At 64.9% G+C, this 18,834-nt stretch carries 22 protein-coding genes; 19 read left to right on the plus strand and 3 right to left on the minus strand.

Annotated elements, in window-relative coordinates; all coding sequences use genetic code 11:
* Positions 1-46: 46 nt before the first annotated feature.
* The gene (locus HDC35_RS10530) at positions 47-2,092 is read left to right on the plus strand and encodes a DUF3857 domain-containing protein (RefSeq protein ID WP_260397650.1); all 2,046 of its coding nucleotides are present in this window, start codon (positions 47-49) and stop codon (positions 2,090-2,092) included.
* Here the strand turns inward: HDC35_RS10530 and dapD are convergent.
* Both dapD and HDC35_RS10540 read right to left on the minus strand, forming a co-directional pair.
* Positions 2,070-2,912, minus strand: coding sequence for a 2,3,4,5-tetrahydropyridine-2,6-dicarboxylate N-succinyltransferase (dapD, locus tag HDC35_RS10535; RefSeq protein WP_184646393.1), 843 nt, complete (start codon positions 2,910-2,912; stop codon positions 2,070-2,072). The two genes, HDC35_RS10530 and dapD, sit on opposite strands and share 23 nt — an antisense overlap.
* A complete protein-coding gene (locus tag HDC35_RS10540; RefSeq protein WP_184646395.1) occupies positions 2,909-3,586 on the minus strand; it encodes a pyrimidine 5'-nucleotidase in 678 nt (225 codons plus the stop codon). Before HDC35_RS10540 ends, dapD begins: the two co-directional genes overlap by 4 nt.
* Positions 3,587-3,715: 129 nt before the next feature.
* On the opposite strand from HDC35_RS10540, the gene HDC35_RS10545 reads away from it, so the two are divergent.
* Both HDC35_RS10545 and HDC35_RS10550 read left to right on the plus strand, forming a co-directional pair.
* Positions 3,716-6,082 carry a S8 family peptidase gene (locus tag HDC35_RS10545; RefSeq protein ID WP_184646397.1) on the plus strand — a complete coding sequence of 789 codons (2,367 nt, stop codon included), beginning with the start codon at positions 3,716-3,718 and terminating at the stop codon, positions 6,080-6,082.
* A gap of 41 nt (positions 6,083-6,123) precedes the next feature.
* On the plus strand, positions 6,124-7,425 hold the full coding sequence (locus HDC35_RS10550; RefSeq protein ID WP_184646399.1) for an amidohydrolase family protein: 1,302 nt from the start codon (positions 6,124-6,126) through the stop codon (positions 7,423-7,425).
* 142 nt (positions 7,426-7,567) lie between these two features.
* On the opposite strand, the gene HDC35_RS10555 is transcribed toward HDC35_RS10550, so the two are convergent.
* Positions 7,568-8,071, minus strand: coding sequence for a DNA-deoxyinosine glycosylase (locus tag HDC35_RS10555; RefSeq protein ID WP_184646401.1), 504 nt, complete (start codon positions 8,069-8,071; stop codon positions 7,568-7,570).
* A 306-nt stretch (positions 8,072-8,377) separates the two neighbouring features.
* Here HDC35_RS10555 and rpsL point away from each other — a divergent pair, with 306 nt between their 5' ends.
* The 16 genes from rpsL (at position 8,378) to rplN (ending at position 18,833) form a co-directional block, all read left to right on the plus strand.
* A complete protein-coding gene (gene rpsL, locus HDC35_RS10560; protein WP_058805196.1) occupies positions 8,378-8,749 on the plus strand; it encodes a 30S ribosomal protein S12 in 372 nt (123 codons plus the stop codon).
* Between the two features lie 73 nt (positions 8,750-8,822).
* Positions 8,823-9,293, plus strand: a complete 471-nt coding sequence (gene rpsG, locus HDC35_RS10565) for a 30S ribosomal protein S7 (protein WP_033074359.1) — start codon at positions 8,823-8,825, stop codon at positions 9,291-9,293.
* A 96-nt stretch (positions 9,294-9,389) separates the two neighbouring features.
* Positions 9,390-11,483, plus strand: coding sequence for an elongation factor G (fusA, locus tag HDC35_RS10570; protein WP_184646403.1), 2,094 nt, complete (start codon positions 9,390-9,392; stop codon positions 11,481-11,483).
* A 131-nt stretch (positions 11,484-11,614) separates the two neighbouring features.
* Complete coding sequence (gene tuf, locus HDC35_RS10575; protein WP_058805194.1) at positions 11,615-12,805, plus strand: elongation factor Tu; 1,191 nt, start codon at positions 11,615-11,617, stop codon at positions 12,803-12,805.
* Between the two features lie 147 nt (positions 12,806-12,952).
* Positions 12,953-13,264, plus strand: coding sequence for a 30S ribosomal protein S10 (rpsJ, locus tag HDC35_RS10580; protein ID WP_003042199.1), 312 nt, complete (start codon positions 12,953-12,955; stop codon positions 13,262-13,264).
* Between the two features lie 278 nt (positions 13,265-13,542).
* Positions 13,543-14,316 carry a 50S ribosomal protein L3 gene (rplC, locus tag HDC35_RS10585; RefSeq protein ID WP_184646405.1) on the plus strand — a complete coding sequence of 258 codons (774 nt, stop codon included), beginning with the start codon at positions 13,543-13,545 and terminating at the stop codon, positions 14,314-14,316.
* Positions 14,317-14,318: 2 nt separating this feature from the next.
* Positions 14,319-14,945, plus strand: coding sequence for a 50S ribosomal protein L4 (gene rplD, locus HDC35_RS10590; protein ID WP_184646407.1), 627 nt, complete (start codon positions 14,319-14,321; stop codon positions 14,943-14,945).
* Complete coding sequence (locus HDC35_RS10595) at positions 14,938-15,246, plus strand: 50S ribosomal protein L23 (protein ID WP_184646409.1); 309 nt, start codon at positions 14,938-14,940, stop codon at positions 15,244-15,246. The genes rplD and HDC35_RS10595 overlap by 8 nt, the downstream gene beginning before the upstream one ends.
* A 21-nt stretch (positions 15,247-15,267) precedes the next feature.
* A complete protein-coding gene (gene rplB / locus HDC35_RS10600; protein WP_184646411.1) occupies positions 15,268-16,104 on the plus strand; it encodes a 50S ribosomal protein L2 in 837 nt (278 codons plus the stop codon).
* Between the two features lie 3 nt (positions 16,105-16,107).
* On the plus strand, positions 16,108-16,383 hold the full coding sequence (gene rpsS, locus HDC35_RS10605) for a 30S ribosomal protein S19 (RefSeq protein ID WP_037556370.1): 276 nt from the start codon (positions 16,108-16,110) through the stop codon (positions 16,381-16,383).
* A complete protein-coding gene (gene rplV / locus HDC35_RS10610; RefSeq protein ID WP_054589690.1) occupies positions 16,383-16,763 on the plus strand; it encodes a 50S ribosomal protein L22 in 381 nt (126 codons plus the stop codon). The genes rpsS and rplV overlap by 1 nt, the downstream gene beginning before the upstream one ends.
* A gap of 1 nt (position 16,764) precedes the next feature.
* Positions 16,765-17,472, plus strand: a complete 708-nt coding sequence (rpsC, locus tag HDC35_RS10615) for a 30S ribosomal protein S3 (RefSeq protein ID WP_184646413.1) — start codon at positions 16,765-16,767, stop codon at positions 17,470-17,472.
* An 11-nt stretch (positions 17,473-17,483) separates the two neighbouring features.
* Entirely contained in the window at positions 17,484-17,915 is a 432-nt protein-coding gene (rplP, locus tag HDC35_RS10620; RefSeq protein WP_058805191.1) for a 50S ribosomal protein L16, read from the plus strand.
* A 4-nt stretch (positions 17,916-17,919) separates the two neighbouring features.
* Positions 17,920-18,123, plus strand: a complete 204-nt coding sequence (rpmC, locus tag HDC35_RS10625) for a 50S ribosomal protein L29 (RefSeq protein ID WP_184646415.1) — start codon at positions 17,920-17,922, stop codon at positions 18,121-18,123.
* 11 nt (positions 18,124-18,134) lie between these two features.
* A complete protein-coding gene (gene rpsQ, locus HDC35_RS10630; protein WP_039578283.1) occupies positions 18,135-18,404 on the plus strand; it encodes a 30S ribosomal protein S17 in 270 nt (89 codons plus the stop codon).
* A gap of 60 nt (positions 18,405-18,464) precedes the next feature.
* Positions 18,465-18,833, plus strand: coding sequence for a 50S ribosomal protein L14 (gene rplN, locus HDC35_RS10635; RefSeq protein WP_011543078.1), 369 nt, complete (start codon positions 18,465-18,467; stop codon positions 18,831-18,833).
* The last annotated feature ends 1 nt before the right edge of the window (position 18,834 follow it).

An 18,834-nucleotide genomic window follows, 5' to 3' on the forward strand; every position in this document is an offset into this window, starting at 1 on the left:
CCGCATATTTTCTACATGATGTCGGGAAATTGCCGGGGGGATCGAATTGCGCACGACGGGTTTCATGGTGCTGGCGCTCGCGCTTGCTGCGACACCGGCGAGGGGCGAGGACAGCGAGGTTCAGCGGGGACCGGTGCCGGACTGGGTGGTTCCGTCCGAACTGATGCCGGTCCCCGACGGGGCGAGCGGGATGCTTTTCGTTCGCGGACAGGACATAATCGCGCATCTCGACGACCGGGGACAGGCGCAATATCTCGGCTACCGGATGCGGCTCCTGCACCCCAATGCCCTGCAAATCGGCAATATCTCGATCGCCTGGAACCCGGCATCGGGTCCGCCGGTCGTCCACATGATCAATGTCTACCGCGGCGGGACAAAGATCGACGTGCTCGAAAACGCCTCCTTTGAAATATTGCGACGCGAAGACCAGCTGGAAGCGGCGATGCTCGACGGCGTGCTCACGGCGGTGCTGCGGGTGCCCGACCTCCGCGTCGGCGACGAGCTCGAGGTCGGGCTGACCACGCGGTCGAATGATCCGACGCTGGCGAAGAATGATTCGGGCCTGCTCTTCCTGCTTCCCAACCCGCAGCCCGGGCGGTTCCGCCTCGGGCTCAGCTGGGACGAGGGGCAAAAGCCCAACGTCAGAATGACCCCGGACATGGCGGCGGTCGCCAAGCAAGGGCGGAACGGCGTCGATTTCCTGTTCGACAATCCTGCAACGCTGACGCCGGCGAAGGACGCGCCGGCGCGGTACCAATGGCGGCGGATGGTCGAATACAGCGACTTTGCCGACTGGGCGGCGGTGTCGCGGCATTTTGCCCCGCTCTATGCCAAGGCGTCGCTCCTGCCCGATGGCTCGCCGCTCAAGGAAGAGGCGCGCCAGATCGCCGCGGCCTATCCGCGCCCGCTCGATCGCGCGGCGGCGGCGCTCAAGCTGGTTCAGCAAGATGTCCGCTATATCTATGTCGGGCTCGGCGACGGCAATCTGACTCCCGCCAACGCCGACGAGACCTGGCAGCGCCGCTATGGCGATTGCAAGGGGAAGACCGCGCTGCTGCTCGGGCTGCTTGCCGAACTGGGTATCGAGGCCGAGGTGGTGGTCGCCAACAACCAGGGGACTGACGACGGTTTCGACGAACGCTTGCCGAATCCGGGGCTCTTCGATCATGTCCTCGTCCGCGCCCGGATCGACGGCAAACAATATTGGCTCGACGGCACGATGCCGCCCGGCGCGATTCCCTCGCTCGATCCGGTGATCGACTATCGCTGGGTCCTGCCGCTCAGCGCGCGCGGCAGCGGTCTCGAAAAACGCGAATGGCGTCCGGCGGCACGGCCCAACGAGATCAGCCTGTATGAAATCGACGCTCGCGCCGGCTTCGATGCGCCCGCCCGCGTGACGAACACCACGATCACCCGCGGCATCGCCGGCCTGCAGCAACATGCGCAGCTGTCGGGGCTCAGCAACGACCAATTGTTGACGGGCATGCGCCAGCAAATCGTCGGCGGCACCTGGCAGACGGTCGACGAAGTCAAGTTGCACTATGACGAAAAGGCCGCGGCGAGCGTGCTGACGGTCGTGGGTTCGTGGGAGGTCGATTGGGAAAAAGACGGGGATTCGCGGTCGCTGGCGTTGCCGGGCGGCGGTTTCAGCCCGCCCGAAAAGCGGTTCCGGCCGGCCGACCAGGATCAGGACCTGCCTTTTGCCAACACGCCCGAATTTTCCTGCAGCGTGACGACGCTTCGCTTACCGTCGACGACCAGCCCCGCGAACTGGACGTACAAGTCGGGCTTCGACACCCGCATCTTCGGGAAAAACTATTATCGCGCGTTCGACATTCGCGACGGTTCGATTCGCATGATCCGCGGCTTTCGCGTCGATAGCGTGGAAATCGACGCCGCCAGCGCGCGGCGCGACAATGACCGGATCGCGGCGTTCGACAACAGCAAGGGCTGGATCTCGTACGAACCGATGGGCGATTCTGCGCCGAGCCAAGCGCGCAAGCCCGTCCCCGCAACCTATGACATCGACTGGACGGCCGACGATGTCCCCTGCCTGTCGCCCGCCGCGATCAGTCGCGCAGCAGCTCGTTGATCCCGGTCTTGGCGCGCGTCTGTGCATCGACGCGCTTGACGATGACCGCGCAGTAAAGCGACGGCCCCGGCGTCCCGTCGGGCAGCGGCTTGCCCGGCAGCGATCCGGGTACGACGACCGAGTAAGCGGGGACTTCGCCGATGAAAATTTCGCCCGTCGCGCGGTCGACGATCTTGGTCGATGCGCCGAGGTAGACGCCCATCGACAGCACCGCGCCCTCGCGCACGATCACGCCTTCGGCGACTTCGGCGCGCGCGCCGATGAAGGCGCCGTCCTCGATCACCACCGGCCCCGCCTGCAACGGCTCGAGCACGCCGCCGATCCCCGCGCCGCCCGACAGGTGGACGTTCGCGCCGATCTGCGCGCAACTGCCGACCGTCGCCCAGGCGTCGACCATCGACCCCTCGCCGACATAGGCGCCGATATTGACGAAGCTTGGCATCAACACCACGCCCTTGCTGATGAAGGCGCCGCGGCGGACGATCGATCCGGGCACCGCGCGGAAGCCTGCGCCCCGAAAACGGTTCTCGCCCCAGCCGGCGAATTTGGACGGCACCTTGTCCCACCAGGTCGCGCCGCCGGCGCCGCCCTCGATGATCTCCATGTCGTTGAGGCGGAACGACAGCAGCACCGCCTTTTTCAACCACTGGTTGACCTGCCAGGTGCCGCCCGAATCCCGCTCGGCGACCCGGTAGCTGCCGTTATCGAGTCCTTCGAGCGCACCGTCGACCGCCTCGCGCACCGCGCCCGTCGTCGTCAGCCCCAGCGTGTCGCGCGTTTCCCACGCGGCTTCGATCGTGCTCTGCAGGTCGGTCGTCATGAAATTCCCCAAGGTGAAGGCAAGGTGTCGAGCCAGTCGGCGATGTCGGTTGCGTGAAAATCGACATGGTCGGGCAGGTGGTCGCGATGGCCGCTTTCGCTGCCATTGTCCAGCCACACCGTCGTCATCCCCAGCGCCTTGGCGGGTGTCAGATTGCGCGCCATATCCTCGACGAACAGGCTCTTCGCAGGATCGACACCGAGGTGTGCGACCATCATGTCATAAGCCGCCGCGTCGGGCTTGGGCGTATAGCGCGTGATGCGAATGTCGCAGATGCCGTCGAACAGGTCGGCGATCCCGCGCGCATCGAGCACGCGCGCCGCATAATCGGCGTCGGCGTTGGTGAATATCAGCTTGCGGCCCGGCAGCCGCTCGAGCCCCGCGCGGAGCCGCGCATCGACGCGCAGCCGGTCGAGCGCGATATCATGGACGTCGATCAGGAAATCCTCGGGATCGACGCCATGGTGGCGCATCAACCCCGCCATCGTCGTGCCATGGTCGTGGAAATATTGCTTCTGCACCCGCCGCGCCTCGACCGCATCGACCCCGAGGAGCCGCATGATGAAGGCGCCCATGCGTTCGTCGATCAGGTCGAACAGCTTCGCCGACGGCGGATAAAGCGTGTTGTCGAGATCGAAGATCCAGCTGTCGATATGGTCGAGCGCGGCGGGCATGGCGCGGCGCATAGAGACGCGCGCGCGCCGGGGCAAGGCGCGGATCGGGAACGCGCAATTAACCGCATGATGCTACCCCTTGCGCCGTCGCCGCGTTAAAAGCGGGCGATCAGGGTAAGGGGAACGGCGATGGCCGACGCGAACCGACGCAGGCGCATCCACCGGATGGCTGAACGGCCTTTACCCCTTTTGCTGGGAATCGCGGCATTCTCGCTAGCCAGCTGCGGCGGTGGAGGCGGCGGCGCGCGCCCTTCGCCGACGCCGGCCCCGCCGCCCGCGCCCGCGCCGGCCCCGACCCCGACTCCGCCGCCGACGGGCAATTTCAACACCGGCGAAACGCGACGATCCGACGGCGTCAATTTCCACGGCGCGATCACCGCCTATCAGGCGGGGGCGACGGGGCAGGGCATATTGGCGGGGGTCATCGACGACGGCATCGACCTCGACAGCCCCGAATTCGCCGGGCGCATCTCGTCTGCTTCGGCCGATCTTGCCGGCTCGCGCGGCATCGACGGCGAAGGGACGCACGGTACCAATGTCGCGCAGATCCTGCTCGGGGGAAAGAATGACGCGGGCACCTTCGGCATCGCCTTCGACGCCAGCCTGCTTGTGCTGCGCGCCGACCGGCCGGGCAGCTGCGCGACCGAGGATCCGTCGAACGATGAAAGCGGCTGCCGCTATCCCGAAACCGCGATCGCCGCCGGGCTCGACCGGGCGGTCAGCGCGGGCGCGCGTGTCGTCAACATCTCGCTTGGCGGCGAAGATCCGCCCGGCGCGTCGCTGCGCGCCGCTGTCGCGCGCGCGACAGCGGCGGGGATCATCGTTATCGTCGCGGCGGGGAATGAGGGCGATACGAGCGCAAACGGCAATGATCCGAACAATCCCGATCGCTTCGCACAGGGGCTGCGCGATGCCGGCGGCGGCCTTGTCGTGATCGCGGGGTCGGTCGACGGCAGCGGCACGATCTCCCCGTTCAGCAACCGTGCGGGCGGCTATGCCGGCTCCTATCTTGCGGCGCTGGGCGAAGGCGTGTGCTGTGCCTATGAAAATGGCGCGCTCAAGACCGAGGGCAATTTCGTCTTCGTGCTGAACGGCACCAGCTTCGCCGCGCCGCAAGTCGCGGGCGCGGTCGCGCTGATCGCAGAGGCCTTCCCGAACCTGTCGAGCCAGCAGATCGTCTCGCTTCTCTACCAGTCGGCGCGCGATGCGGGCGCGGCGGGCGCCGACGGCGTCTATGGGCAGGGTATCCTCGACATCGCGCGCGCTTTCCAGCCGATGGGCGCGACCGCGCTGACGGGGACCTCGACGGCGGTGCCGCTCGGCGCACCGCTCGGCCTGCTCGGCGGGCCCATGGGCGATGCCGGTGGTGCGGGCACGGTCGGGCTCGTCACCGACGGTTTTGGCCGCGCCTTCAACGTCGATTTCGGCGGCTCGCTCGGTATCCGCCGTCCCGATTTCAAACTGTCGGGCGCGATCGGCGGTCTCGTCCGCCAGCAAAGTGCCGCCAGTTCGTCGCTCGCGCTCTCGCTCGTCACCGCGCCGGGCGCGGGCGGCACCGACGCGCTCGCGGGGCTCTCCTTCCACGATGCGCAGCGCGCCCGCACCCTTGCCGCCTCGGTAATGACGCGCATCGACGCGCGGACGCGTTTCGGCTTCGCGGCGGGGCGGGGCACTGGCGGGCTGCTCGCGGGAGAGCGCGGCGAAAACGGCCATGCGATGCTGATCGGCGACGCTGCGCACGCGGGGCTGGGCTTCGCCGCCAGTCCGGGCGCTGGGGCACTTGTCCGTTATAATATAGTGAAAAATCAATATGTTAATATCTATGCCGAACAGGGATGGGTGTCGGGCTCACGCTGGCAGGACGATCCGCTCCTCCGCTACCGCTCGCGCCGCGACGGCCGCTACCAACGCGTCGGCGCCGCGTGGGACGCGCGCCTCGGCCCCGTCCGCGCCGCGCTCGGCGCCAGCTGGCTCCGCGAATCGGACAGCCTGCTCGGTGCGCGCCTCGGCCCCGTCTTCGGCGCCGGCGGAGCGACCAGCCTCGTCGGCGACGCGAGCTTCGGCGTCGGGGTCGGACGCGGCTGGAACCTGTCGGGCGCATGGCGCCAGATGTGGACGCGGTCCGACCGGGGCGGTCTTGTCGCCGGCGGATCGCTCTGGTCGAGCGCCTTCTCCTTCGACGTCGCAAGGGCAAGCCTTTTCCGCTCCGGCGACCATGCCGCGCTCCGTTTCGCGCAGCCCTTGCGCGTCGCGCGCGGCGGCCTCGACCTGATGCTTCCCGTCGGGCATGACTATGCCAGCGGCCGCACCGATTTCGGCCATCGTACCTATAATCTCGCGCCGACGGGCCGCGAACTGGTCGCAGAGGCGAGCTACGCGCTGCCGCTGTTCGGGGGCGAGTTCATCGCCAACACATGGTGGCGCCGCGATCCCGGCCACATCGCCGCGATGCCCGACGACAAGGGCGCGGCGCTCCGCTTTACGAGGGGCTTCTGATCGGCTTTAACGCTCCCCAATTCGAAACAGGGGATGCAGAAATGAAGCCGTTTTACCTCCTTCCGCTTGCGCTGTTCGGCGCAGCGCTCGCGGCGCCGCTGGCCGCACAGCCGCCCGCGCGCACCGTCATCCACGCCGGGCAATTGCTCGCCGAACCCGGCAAGCCGGCGCGCGGTGCCTCGACGATTATCGTCGAGGGCGGCAAGATCGTCAGCATTGTCGACGGTTATCAGGCGGCGGAGCCCGGAGCGATGCTGATCGACCTCAAGGACAAATATATTCTCCCCGGCCTTATCGACGCCCATGTCCATCTGACCAGCGACGCGGGCGGCATCGCGGGGCAGCTCGAAGAAATGACGCTCAGCCCCGCGGCGCAGGCCTTCAATGCCGAGGTCAACGGCATGAAGACGCTGCGCGCGGGCTTCACGACCGTGCGCAACCTCGGCGATGGCGACGGGGCGACGCTGGCGCTGCGCGACGCGATCCTCGCGGGCAAGGTGCAGGGGCCGCGCATCGTCGATGCCGGCGCCAGCATTTCGGGCAGCGCGGGGCATATGGACGGCTCGCTTGGTTATCGCGACGAGCTTCGGCCGTTTTTCGCGGGTGCGGGCAACACCTGCGACGGCGCCGACGATTGCCGCCGCGCGGTGCGGCTCCAGATCGGCCGCGGCGCCGACGTGATCAAATTCGCCTCGACCGGCGGGGTCAACAGCCGCATCGGGGCCGGTCTCGGCAAGCAGATGTTCGACGACGAAGCCAAAGCGATCGTCGAAACCGCGCATATGTTCGGCAAAAAGGTCGCGGTCCACGCGCACGGCGCCGACGGTATCCGCCTCGCGATCGACGCAGGCGCCGATTCGATCGAGCATGGTACGATCCTCGACGACGCGACGATCGCCGCCTGGGCGAAATCGAAAACCTATTATGTCCCCACATTGTCGACGGTGAACGGTTACAAGGAACGCCTCGCCGCGAACGCCGCCGCCTACGAACCCGATGTGCTGGCGAAGATCCGGTGGCGCATCGGCATCACCGGCCAGAGCCTCGAAAAGCTGGTTCCGCGCGGTGTGCGCATCGCCTTCGGCACCGACGCCGGCGTGTCGAAACATGGCCGCAACGCCGACGAGTTCGAACTGATGGTCCAGCATGGCATGACTCCCGTCGAGGCACTGAAGGCGGCGACGGTGAACGCCGCCGACCTGCTCGGCCTGTCCGATCAGATCGGCACGATCGCTCCCGGCAAGAGCGCCGACATCATCGCGGTCGCCAGCGACCCGCTCGCCGATGTGCGGGTGCTCAAGACGGTCGACTTCGTGATGGCGCGCGGGAACGTGGTCGACTGACTGAAATTATCCTCCCTGTGGCCGAAGGCCATGGGGAGGTGGCAGCGCGAAGCGCTGACGGAGAGCACGACCGTCGCGGCCCCTCCGCCACTCGCTGCGCGAGCGGTCCCCTCCCCTCCCCATCGCTACGCGACAGCGAGGATTATTCGTTGACCAGCGCTTGGCGAAGTTGCCGCCACCGCTCCAGCTTCGCCGAAAAGCCGCGGGTATTCGCCGCACTGCTCGAAGGCAGGTCGACGATGGCAATATCCTTGAGTGGCGGCAGCTGCTTCCGTCCGATCGCCGCCGCCTTGCCGCCGTTGAACGCGATCATTCGCAGTTCCGGCAAACCTGCGACCAGCGCTGCGAGGTCGTGGGCTTCGGCTTCGCGGATGCGGCTGTCGCTGCTTGTGCGGCGTTCGGCGCTGCGAATCACGTCCCACAGGCCGACCTTCGCCTCGCGCAGCGCGGCCAGCCTGTCGTCATAGGGCATGTCGGCGAGCGGCCGGCCCGCTACCTCGCCCAGCAGGCGCCAGAACTGGTTGGTCGGATGCGCATAATATTGCCGCGCAGCCAGCGAGCGGGCGCCGGGCAGGCTTCCCAAAATCAGCAGCCGCGTATCGGGCGCGACGTGCGGAGCAAAGCTCGTGTGGCGGACGCCTGGCATGGGCGGGCGATAGCCTGTCCCGCGCGGCGCAACAATATTGCCTGCCCCTTGACCGCAGGCGGAATCGGGTCTAGGGGCCCGCTCGACAGAAAAGGGCGGTTTGCCGCCTCTTTCAGTTGCAACAGCGCTTGAACATTGCTGGCGCGGATGGAGCCTCCGGAAGATCTTGTCGGTCTGCCGGGGTCTTTTGCTGTTATCAGGTCGGCCGTTTTTCGCCAGTTTTGGCGGGTTTCGGGCCGGAGCTTCATCCACCGCGGTACAGTAACCGTTCGCTTTGATGGGCGGACATTTAAAGGTGAAGCATTCATGCCCACGATCAACCAGCTGGTCCGCAAGGGCCGGACTCCCCAGAAGGTGAAGTCCAAGGTCCCGGCGATGGACGCAAACCCGCAAAAGCGCGGCGTTTGCACCCGTGTCTATACGACGACCCCGAAAAAGCCGAACTCGGCGCTCCGCAAGGTTGCGAAGGTCCGCCTGACCAACAGCCGCGAAGTCATCACCTACATCCCCGGCGAAGGCCACAACCTCCAGGAACACAGCGTCGTGCTGATCCGCGGCGGCCGTGTGCGCGACCTTCCCGGTGTGCGTTACCACGTCCTGCGCGGCGTGCTCGATACGCAGGGTGTGAAGGACCGCAAGCAGAGCCGTTCGAAGTACGGCGCGAAGCGTCCGAAATAAGGACCGCTTTTTCGGCTATTTGATCATCCCAGGCTGCCTTGGCGCCGGGATGCTGTTGTAAAAGGAATTACCCATGGCTCGTCGTCGTCGTCCTGAACGCCGCGAAATCCTGCCCGATCCCCGTTTCGGGGATGTCGTGCTGTCGAAATTCATGAACAGCGTCATGCTGGACGGGAAGAAGTCCGTCGCCGAAAGCATCGTTTACGGTGCGCTCGAATCGGTCGAAGCCCGCGCCAAGAAGGAACCGCTCGGCGTGTTCCACGAAGCGCTGGCGAACATCCGCCCGAACATCGAAGTCCGCAGCCGCCGCGTCGGCGGTGCGACCTATCAGGTTCCGGTCGAAGTCCGCCCGGACCGCGCGCAGGCGCTCGCGATCCGCTGGCTGATCACGGCTGCGCGCAACCGCAGCGAAACCACGATGGCCGCGCGCCTCTCGGGCGAACTGCTCGACGCGTCGAACAACCGCGGCAACGCGGTCAAGAAGCGCGAAGACACGCACCGCATGGCGGAAGCGAACCGCGCTTTCAGCCACTACCGCTGGTAAGCGCTGGCGGGTCTTTGGCCCGTCTCGCAATCGCAACAAAACTTCCTATATCGGGGGCGGCTCCAAAGGCCTCCCCCCAAATCCAAGGAAAAGACCATGGCACGCAGCCATCCGCTCGAAAATTATCGCAACTTTGGGATCATGGCGCACATCGACGCCGGCAAGACCACGACGACCGAGCGTATCCTCTATTATACCGGCAAGTCCTACAAGATCGGCGAAGTCCACGACGGCGCGGCGACGATGGACTGGATGGAACAGGAACAGGAACGCGGCATCACGATCACGTCGGCTGCCACCACCTGCCTGTGGAAGGCCGATGAGGGCAAGGGCCCCGAACATCGTCTGAACATCATCGACACCCCCGGACACGTCGACTTCACGATCGAAGTCGAACGCAGCTTGCGCGTCCTCGACGGCGCGGTTGCCGCGTTCGACGGCGTTGCCGGCGTCGAGCCGCAGTCGGAAACCGTGTGGCGCCAGGCGGACAAGTACAAGGTTCCGCGGATGTGCTTCATCAACAAGCTCGACCGCACCGGCGCCAATTTCTATTATTGCGTCCAGACGATCATCGATCGCCTGGGTGCGGTCCCGGCTGTCCTCTATCTTCCCATCGGGGCGGAGTCGGACTTCAAGGGCCTCGTCGACCTCGTCAACGAACGCGCGATCATCTGGAAGGACGAAAGCCTCGGCGCCGAATTCTTCTATGAAGAGATCCCCGCCGACCTCGCCGACAAGGCGGCCGAATATCGCGAAAAGCTCGTCGAACTCGCCGTCGAACAGGACGACGAGGCGATGGAAGCCTATCTCGAAGGCAATTTGCCCGACGTCGCGACGCTCAAGAAGCTGATCCGCAAGGGGACGCTCGGCCAGGCGTTCGTGCCCGTCCTCTGCGGCTCGGCGTTCAAGAACAAGGGCGTCCAGACCCTGCTCGACGCGGTCGTCGACTATCTGCCGTCGCCGCTCGACATCGAAGACGTTCAGGGCATCAACCCCGACACCGACGAACCCGATTCGCGCGCGACGTCGGATTCGGCGCCGCTCTCGATGCTCGCGTTCAAGATCATGAACGACCCGTTCGTCGGTTCGCTCACCTTCGCCCGCATCTATTCGGGCACCCTGACCAAGGGCAGCTACCTGAACTCGGTCAAGGACAAGAAGGAAAAGATCGGCCGTATGCTCCTGATGCACGCGAACTCGCGTGAAGACATCGAAGAAGCGTTCGCCGGCGACATCGTCGCGCTCGCGGGGCTCAAGGAAACCACCACCGGGGACACGCTCTGCGCGAACAACGCGCCGATCATCCTTGAACGGATGGAATTCCCCGAGCCGGTGATCGAACTGTCGGTCGAACCCAAGACCAAGGCCGACCAGGAAAAGATGGGCATCGCCCTCAGCCGCCTCGCGGCCGAGGATCCCTCGTTCCGCGTGTCGACCGACCATGAATCGGGCCAGACGATCATCAAGGGCATGGGCGAGCTTCACCTCGACATCCTCGTCGATCGCATGAAGCGCGAATTCAAGGTTGAAGCGAATGTCGGCGCGCCGCAGGTGGCGTACCGCGAATCGCTCGCGAAGCCCGTCGACGTCGACTACACCCACAAGAAGCAGTCGGGCGGCTCGGGCCAGTTCGGCCGCGTGAAGGTCAGCGTCGCTCCCGGCGAACGCGGTTCGGGCATCACCTTCGTCGACGAGATCAAGGGCGGCAACATCCCGCGCGAATATATCCCGTCGGTCGAAAAGGGCATGCGCGAGTCGGCCGAAAACGGTCACATGATCGGCTTCCCGATCATCGACTTCGAAATCCGTCTGACCGACGGTGCGTATCACGACGTCGACTCGTCGGCGCTGGCATTCGAAATCGCGGGCCGTGCGGCGATGCGCGAAGTGGCGGCGAAAGCCGGCATCAAGCTGCTCGAACCGGTGATGAAGGTCGAAGTCGTCACCCCCGAGGAATTCATGGGCGACGTCATCGGCGACCTTAACAGCCGCCGTGGCCAGATCCAGGGCACCGACAGCCGGGGCAACGCCCAGGTGGTTGAAGCCATGGTCCCGCTTGCCAATATGTTCGGCTACGTCAACCAGCTGCGTTCCTTCACCCAGGGTCGCGCGCAATACTCCATGCAGTTCTCGCACTATGAAGAAGTGCCGAACAACGTGGCAGAAGAAGTGAAGGCCAAGATGGCCTGATAGGGTCCCAATTAAGACCTTGGGCCGCGCGGGCTTGCACCGCGCGGCAAGACCCTCTAAGGGCGGCGCCTGATTCAGCAGGCTCGTCCAGGACTGATCAACGCAAACATCGAACAAGAAGGTTCAATATCATGGCCAAGGCTAAATTTGAGCGGACGAAGCCGCACTGCAACATCGGCACCATCGGTCACGTCGACCATGGCAAGACCTCGCTGACCGCCGCGATCACCAAGGTGCTCGCCGAAGAAGGTCTGTCGCAGAAGGTCGACTTCGAAAATATCGACAAGGCTCCCGAAGAGCGCGAGCGCGGCATCACCATTTCGACGGCGCACGTCGAGTATGAAACCAAGGATCGCCACTATGCGCACGTCGACTGCCCGGGTCACGCCGACTATGTGAAGAACATGATCACCGGCGCCGCCCAGATGGACGGTGCGATCCTCGTCGTGTCGGCCGCTGACGGCCCGATGCCGCAGACCAAGGAGCACATCCTGCTCGCGAAGCAGGTCGGCGTTCCGACCATGGTCGTCTTCCTCAACAAGGTCGACCAGCTCGACGATCCCGAGCTGCTCGAACTCGTCGAACTCGAAATCCGCGAAGAGCTTTCGAAGCGCGACTTCGACGGCGACAATATTCCGATCATCCCGGGTTCGGCGCTTGCCGCGCTCGAAAGCCGCGACGACAACATCGGCAAGGAAGCGATCCTGAAGCTGATGGAAGCCGTCGACGCCTGGATCCCGCAGCCGGAACGTCCGCTCGACAAGCCCTTCCTGATGCCGATCGAAGACGTGTTCTCGATCTCGGGCCGTGGTACGGTTGTCACCGGCCGCGTCGAAACCGGCATCGTCAAGGTGGGTGAAGAAGTCGAAATCGTCGGCATCAAGGACACCAAGAAGACCGTCGTCACCGGCGTCGAAATGTTCCGCAAGCTGCTCGACCAGGGCCAGGCCGGCGACAACATCGGTGCGCTGATCCGCGGCGTCGGCCGTGAAGAAGTCGAGCGTGGCCAGGTTCTGGCGAAGCCCGGCTCGATCACGCCGCACACCGAATTCACCTCGGAAGTGTACGTCCTGTCGAAGGACGAAGGCGGCCGTCACACGCCGTTCTTCGCGAACTATCGTCCGCAGTTCTACTTCCGCACCACCGACGTCACCGGCGAGGTCATCCTCCCCGAGGGCACCGAGATGGTCATGCCGGGCGACAACGTCCAGCTGTCGGTCAAGCTGATCGCCCCGATCGCCATGGACCCGGGTCTGCGCTTCGCGATTCGCGAAGGTGGCCGCACGGTCGGCGCAGGGGTTGTCGCGACCATCACAAAGTAATATAGGGCCGCGAGCCGCGCGATTCGGACCGATTCGCGCGGCTCGTAGCTTAAAGGTTTTTGATGGCCGGACCGGCTTCCTGATGGGGGCCGGTACAGGCCATTTCGGCTCTTTCGCATCGTTAGACGGGATTCGACTGGAACAGTCATGGAAACGCAGAATATTCGCATTCGCCTGAAGGCCTTTGATCACCGCGTGCTCGATCAGGCCACCACCGACATTGCCGACACGGCACGTCGTACGGGCGCACTCATTCGCGGTCCGATCCCGCTTCCGACGCGTATTGAAAAATTCACCGTGAACCGCGGCCCGCATGTCGACAAAAAGTCGCGCGAGCAGTTCGAGGTGCGTACCCACAAGCGGCTGCTCGACATCGTGCAGCCCACCCCGCAAACGGTCGACGCGCTGATGAAGCTCGACCTCGCCGCGGGCGTGAACGTCGAGATCAAGTTGGCCTAAGCCAGCGCAGCCCCCGCGAAAGCGGGGGTCTCTATCGGCAGGACGCTTAGGCGCCTGCACTGCGATAGGGTGGATACCGCCGGACCGCTTCCTTGCGAAGCACCATGGTCCGGGCTGCGTCCCCCGTCTCGCCGCTGATCCTCCGGGATGGCGGCACCTCAGCCCGGACGGGGCGATGTATCGAAATTTGGGTTGGGAGGGTTCCGTCGAGGCTTGCCTCATCGGGTCCCACACGCCGTGCGGAATGGTCCGCCCGGCCTCTGTTGAGGAGTATGATCATGCGTACTGGCGTGATCGCGAAGAAAATGGGGATGACCCGCCTGTTTCAGGACGACGGCCGCCACGTGCCCGTCACCGTCCTGAGCCTTGAAGGCTGCCAGGTCGTCTCCGTGCGCGATAAAGAACGCGACGGCTATGTGGCCGTTCAATTGGGTGCCGGTTCGGCCAAGGCGAAGAACGTCGCCAAGCCGCAGCGCGGTGCCTATGGCAAGGCCGAAGTCGAGCCCAAGGCGAAGCTCGTCGAATTCCGCGTCGCCGACGACGCGGCGCTCGACGTCGGCGCCGAACTGTCGGCCGACCATTTCGTCGCCGGGCAGATCGTCGACATCCAGGGCGTGACCCAGGGTAAGGGCTTTGCCGGTGCGATGAAGCGCTGGGGTTTCGGCGGTATGCGCGCGACCCACGGTGTTTCGATCAGCCACCGTGCGCATGGTTCGACCGGTAACCGCCAGGATCCGGGCCGCGTCTTCAAGAACAAGAAGATGGCGGGCCACATGGGCGCGCGCAACCGCACCCAGCAGAATCTCGAAATCGTCCGCACCGACGTCGAGCGCGGCCTTCTCTTCGTCAAGGGCTCGGTCCCTGGCTCGAAGGGCGGCTGGTTGCTCGTCCGCGATGCGGTGAAGCTGCCGCGCCACCCCGAAGCCCCCTATCCGGCGGGCATCAAGAGCGCGGCCAACAGCAACGAAGCCCCGGCTGACGCGCCGGTCGAAACGCCGGTTGAAGAAACCGTCGTCGACACCGCGGCCACCGACGGCGCACAGGAGTCCTGATCATGAAGGTCAAGGTTCAGACCCTCGACGGCAAGGCCGGCACCGACATCGATCTCAACGACGACGTCTTCGGTGTCGATGCCCGTGCAGACATCCTGCATCGCGTCGTCGCATGGCAGCTCGAAAAGCGCCGTGGTCCGGCTCGCGCCGCCCGCGAACGCAGCGACGTCGCCCGCACCGGCAAGAAGTTCGGCCGCCAGAAGGGCGGCGGTACCGCACGTCATGGCGACCGCAAGGCGCCGATCTTCATCGGTGGCGGCAAGGCGCATGGCCCTCGTGCCCGCACCTTCGGCCACTCGCTGAACAAGAAGATCCGCACCCTCGGCCTCAAGATGGCCTTGAGCGACAAGGCGAAGGGCGGCAAGCTCGTCGTCCTCGACACGCTCGAGCTCAAGGACGCGAAGACCAAGGCGCTCGCCGGCAAGCTCGGCCAGATGGACCTCGGCAACCGCGCGCTCTTCATCGACGGTGATGCGGTGCACGAAAGCTTCGCCATGGCTTCGGCCAACCTTATCGGTGTCGACGCGCTGCCCGCCATCGGTGCCAACGTCTATGACATCATCCGTGCCGACACGCTGGTCCTGACCCGCGCGGCGGTCGAAAAGCTGGAGGCCCGCTGCAATGGCTAAGGCAAAAACTGTCGATGCGCGTCATTACGACGTCATCCTCGCTCCGGTGATCACTGAAAAGTCGACGCTGCTCAGCGAAAACAACGCCGTGGTGTTCAAGGTCGCGAACGACGCGACCAAGCCGGCGATCAAGGCCGCCGTCGAGGCGCTGTTCGACGTCAAGGTGCTCAGCGTGAACACGCTGGTCACCAAGGGCAAGACCAAGCGCTGGAAGGGCAAGCCCTACACGCGCAGCGACGTGAAGAAGGCGATCGTTCGCCTGGCCGAAGGCCAGTCGATCGACGTCACCACGGGCGTCTGAGCGTAGGAACGGGACAGAAAAATGGCACTCAAATCCTATAATCCGACCAGCCCCGCGCAACGCGGCCTGATCCTCGTCGACAAGTCGGCGCTGTGGAAGGGCAAGCCCGTCAAGGCGCTGACCGAAGGCAAGCGCAAGACCGGCGGCCGCAACAACAAGGGTCATGTGACCTCGCGCGGCATCGCCGGCGGCCACAAGCAGAAGTACCGCTTCATCGACTTCAAGCGTCGCAAGTGGGACATGCCGGCCACCGTCGAGCGTCTGGAATATGACCCCAACCGCACGGCGTTCATCGCGCTCGTGAAATATGAGGACGGGACGCAAGCCTACATCCTCGCGCCGCAGCGTCTGGCTGTCGGCGACACCATCGTCGCGGGCAAGAAGACCGACGTGAAGCCGGGCAATGCGATGGAATTGTCGCAGATGCCGGTCGGCACGATCGTCCACAATATCGAGATGAAGCCGGGCAAGGGCGGCCAGATCGCCCGGTCTGCCGGCACTTATGCGCAGGTCGTCGGTCGTGACCGCGGTCTTGTCATCGTGCGTCTCGGTTCGGGCGAACAGCGTTATATCCGCGGCGAGTGCATGGGCACGGTGGGTGCGGTGTCGAACCCCGACAACCAGAACACCAACCTCGGCAAGGCCGGTCGCAACCGCTGGCTTGGCAAGCGTCCGCTTACCCGCGGCGTCGCGAAGAACCCGGTCGATCACCCGCACGGCGGTGGTGAAGGCCGCACCTCGGGTGGCCGCCATCCGGTGACCCCCTGGGGCAAGCCGACCAAGGGTGCTCGTACCCGTCACAACAAGTCGACCGACAAGATGATCATCCGGTCGCGTCACGCCAAGAAGAAGAGGTAAGCCATGGCTCGCTCGGTCTGGAAGGGTCCGTTCGTGGACCTTCATCTCCTCAAGAAAGCCGAAACGGCCCAGGACGGCGGCAGCTCTGCCCCGATCAAGACCTGGTCGCGCCGGTCCACCATCCTGCCGCAGTTCGTCGGGCTGACCTTCAACGTCTACAACGGCCGCAAGTTCGTGCCGGTATCGGTCAATGAAGACATGGTCGGCATGAAGCTGGGTGAATTTGCGCCGACGCGCTTCTTCCCCGGCCACGCGGCTGACAAGAAGGGCAAACGCTAATGGGCAAGGAAAAGTCCCCCCGCCGCGTTGCGGACAATGAGGCGCTCTCGGTCGGCACGCAGATTCGCGGCTCGGCGCAGAAGCTGAACCTCGTCGCCGCGCTGATCCGTGGCCGCAAGGTCGAAGACGCGATGAACGTCCTCGCTTTCTCGAAGAAGGCGATGGCCGTCGACGTGCGCAAGGTGCTCGCCAGCGCCGTCGCCAACGCGGAAAACAACCACAACCTCGACGTTGACGCGCTCGTCGTCAAGGAAGCGAGCGTGGGCAAGTCGATCTCGATGAAGCGCTGGCATGCGCGTGGCCGCGGCAAGTCGACCCGGATCGTCAAGCCGTTCAGCCGCATCCGCATCGTCGTGCGCGAACAGGAAGAAGAGGCGTAAGATGGGCCAGAAGAGCAATCCGATCGGCCTGCGCCTGCAGGTCAACCGCACCTGGGACAGCCGCTGGTTCGCCGAAGGCCAGGACTATGGCCGCATGCTTGTCGAGGATCTGAAGATCCGCAAGTTCGTGTTCAAGCACCTGCCGCAGGCCGCGATCTCGAAGGTCGTGATCGAGCGTCCGGCGAAGCTGTGCCGCGTGTCGATCTATGCCGCCCGTCCGGGCGTCATCATCGGCAAGAAGGGCGCGGACATCGAAAAGCTGCGCAAGAAGCTGGGCGCGATGACGGGCAGCGACGTGTCGCTGAACATCGTCGAAATCCGCAAGCCCGAGGTCGACGCCAAGCTCGTCGGCCAGGGTATTGCCGACCAGCTCGAGCGCCGCGTCGCGTTCCGCCGCGCCATGAAGCGCGCCGTTCAATCGGCGATGCGTCTCGGCGCCGAGGGCATCCGGATCAACTGCGCCGGCCGTCTCGGCGGCGCCGAAATCGCGCGCACCGAATGGTATCGCGAGGGCCGGGTGCCGCTGCACACGCTGCGCGCCAATGTCGACTATGCCGAAGCCGAAGCGCACACCGCGTACGGGGTTTGCGGCATCAAGGTCTGGATTTTCAAGGGCGAGATCCTTGGTCACGATCCGATGGCAACCGACCGTCTGATGCTCGATGCGCAGACGACCGGTGTCCGTCCGGCCCGTGAAGATCGCCGCTAAGGACTGCTGACATGCTGCAACCGAAAAAAACCAAGTTCCGCAAGGCCTTCAAGGGCCGCATCCATGGCAATGCCAAGGGCGGTACCGCGCTGAACTTCGGCTCCTACGGGCTGAAGGCGATGGAACCCGAGCGGATCACCGCACGCCAGATCGAAGCGGCTCGCCGCGCGATCAGCCGCGCGATCAAGCGCCAGGGCCGTTTGTGGATCCGCGTGTTCCCCGACGTTCCCGTGTCGTCGAAGCCTGCCGAAGTCCGTATGGGTAAGGGCAAGGGTTCGCCGGAATTCTGGGCCGCGCGCGTGAAGCCGGGCCGCATCCTGTTCGAACTCGACGGCGTTCCCGGCCCCGTGGCCGCGCTGGCGTTCGAACGCGCGGCGATGAAGCTGCCGATCAAGACGAAGGTCGTCGCCCGCCTCGGCGACACCTCGCATCTGGAGGGTTAAGGACATGGCCAAGACCGAAGATTTCAAGGCCAAGACCGACGACCAGCTCGCCGAACAGCTTGGCGAACTGAAGCGCGAGGCGTTCAACCTCCGCTTCCAGGCGGCTACCGGCCAGCTCGAAAAAGCGTCGCGCGTCAAGGAAGTGCGGCGCACGATCGCCCGCATCAAGACGCAGCAGACCGAGCGTTCGCGCTCGGCTGCGAAGTAAGGAGACTATCGATGCCGAAGCGCATTCTGACCGGTACGGTGGTGTCCGACAAGGGCGACAAGACCGTCGTGGTGAAGGTCGAACGGAAGGTGAAGCACCCTCTGTACGGCAAGATCATCCGCCGTTCGAAAAAATATCACGCCCACGATGAGGACAATGCCATCAAGGCTGGCGAAACCGTCCGGATCGAGGAAACGAAGCCGATTTCGAAGCTGAAGACGTGGAAGGTGCTCGACAAGGTCGACACCCACAGCAAGCCCAAGACGGCTGCTGACGCCTGAGCTGATTTTCACGGAACCGCCGGGATTGCCCGGTAGGCCAAAAAAGAAGGAAATGCATCGATGATCCAGATGCAGTCACAATTGGAAGTCGCTGACAACAGCGGTGCCAAGCGCGTCCAGTGCATCAAGGTGCTCGGCGGGTCGAAGCGTCGCACCGCCGGCGTCGGCGACGTGATCGTCGTGTCGATCAAGGAAGCACAGCCGCGCGGCAAGGTGAAAAAGGGCGACGTGCATCGCGCCGTCATCGTCCGCACCGCGAAGGACGTGCGCCGTGCCGATGGCTCGGTGATCCGTTTCGACAGCAACGCCGCCGTGCTCGTCAACAAGAATGAGGAGCCGATCGGCACCCGTATCTTCGGCCCCGTCGTCCGCGAACTGCGCGGCCGCGGCTATATGAAGATCATCAGCCTGGCGCCGGAGGTGCTCTGAC

It is taken from the genome of Sphingopyxis sp. JAI128 (assembly GCF_014207235.1).
In the GTDB taxonomy this organism is placed as follows: domain Bacteria; phylum Pseudomonadota; class Alphaproteobacteria; order Sphingomonadales; family Sphingomonadaceae; genus Sphingopyxis.

Bases quoted from the DNA above. Each gene is read 5' to 3' on its own strand.
- dapD (WP_184646393.1), bottom strand. From the start codon at position 2,912: ATGACGACCGACCTGCAGAGCACGATCGAAGCCGCGTGGGAAACGCGC.
- HDC35_RS10540 (WP_184646395.1), bottom strand. From the start codon at position 3,586: ATGCCCGCCGCGCTCGACCATATCGACAGCTGGATCTTCGATCTCGAC.
- HDC35_RS10545 (WP_184646397.1), top strand. From the start codon at position 3,716: ATGGCCGACGCGAACCGACGCAGGCGCATCCACCGGATGGCTGAACGG.
- HDC35_RS10550 (WP_184646399.1), top strand. From the start codon at position 6,124: ATGAAGCCGTTTTACCTCCTTCCGCTTGCGCTGTTCGGCGCAGCGCTC.
- HDC35_RS10555 (WP_184646401.1), bottom strand. From the start codon at position 8,071: ATGCCAGGCGTCCGCCACACGAGCTTTGCTCCGCACGTCGCGCCCGAT.
- rpsL (WP_058805196.1), top strand. From the start codon at position 8,378: ATGCCCACGATCAACCAGCTGGTCCGCAAGGGCCGGACTCCCCAGAAG.
- rpsG (WP_033074359.1), top strand. From the start codon at position 8,823: ATGGCTCGTCGTCGTCGTCCTGAACGCCGCGAAATCCTGCCCGATCCC.
- fusA (WP_184646403.1), top strand. From the start codon at position 9,390: ATGGCACGCAGCCATCCGCTCGAAAATTATCGCAACTTTGGGATCATG.
- tuf (WP_058805194.1), top strand. From the start codon at position 11,615: ATGGCCAAGGCTAAATTTGAGCGGACGAAGCCGCACTGCAACATCGGC.
- rpsJ (WP_003042199.1), top strand. From the start codon at position 12,953: ATGGAAACGCAGAATATTCGCATTCGCCTGAAGGCCTTTGATCACCGC.
- rplC (WP_184646405.1), top strand. From the start codon at position 13,543: ATGCGTACTGGCGTGATCGCGAAGAAAATGGGGATGACCCGCCTGTTT.
- rplD (WP_184646407.1), top strand. From the start codon at position 14,319: ATGAAGGTCAAGGTTCAGACCCTCGACGGCAAGGCCGGCACCGACATC.
- HDC35_RS10595 (WP_184646409.1), top strand. From the start codon at position 14,938: ATGGCTAAGGCAAAAACTGTCGATGCGCGTCATTACGACGTCATCCTC.
- rplB (WP_184646411.1), top strand. From the start codon at position 15,268: ATGGCACTCAAATCCTATAATCCGACCAGCCCCGCGCAACGCGGCCTG.
- rpsS (WP_037556370.1), top strand. From the start codon at position 16,108: ATGGCTCGCTCGGTCTGGAAGGGTCCGTTCGTGGACCTTCATCTCCTC.
- rplV (WP_054589690.1), top strand. From the start codon at position 16,383: ATGGGCAAGGAAAAGTCCCCCCGCCGCGTTGCGGACAATGAGGCGCTC.
- rpsC (WP_184646413.1), top strand. From the start codon at position 16,765: ATGGGCCAGAAGAGCAATCCGATCGGCCTGCGCCTGCAGGTCAACCGC.
- rplP (WP_058805191.1), top strand. From the start codon at position 17,484: ATGCTGCAACCGAAAAAAACCAAGTTCCGCAAGGCCTTCAAGGGCCGC.
- rpmC (WP_184646415.1), top strand. From the start codon at position 17,920: ATGGCCAAGACCGAAGATTTCAAGGCCAAGACCGACGACCAGCTCGCC.
- rpsQ (WP_039578283.1), top strand. From the start codon at position 18,135: ATGCCGAAGCGCATTCTGACCGGTACGGTGGTGTCCGACAAGGGCGAC.
- rplN (WP_011543078.1), top strand. From the start codon at position 18,465: ATGATCCAGATGCAGTCACAATTGGAAGTCGCTGACAACAGCGGTGCC.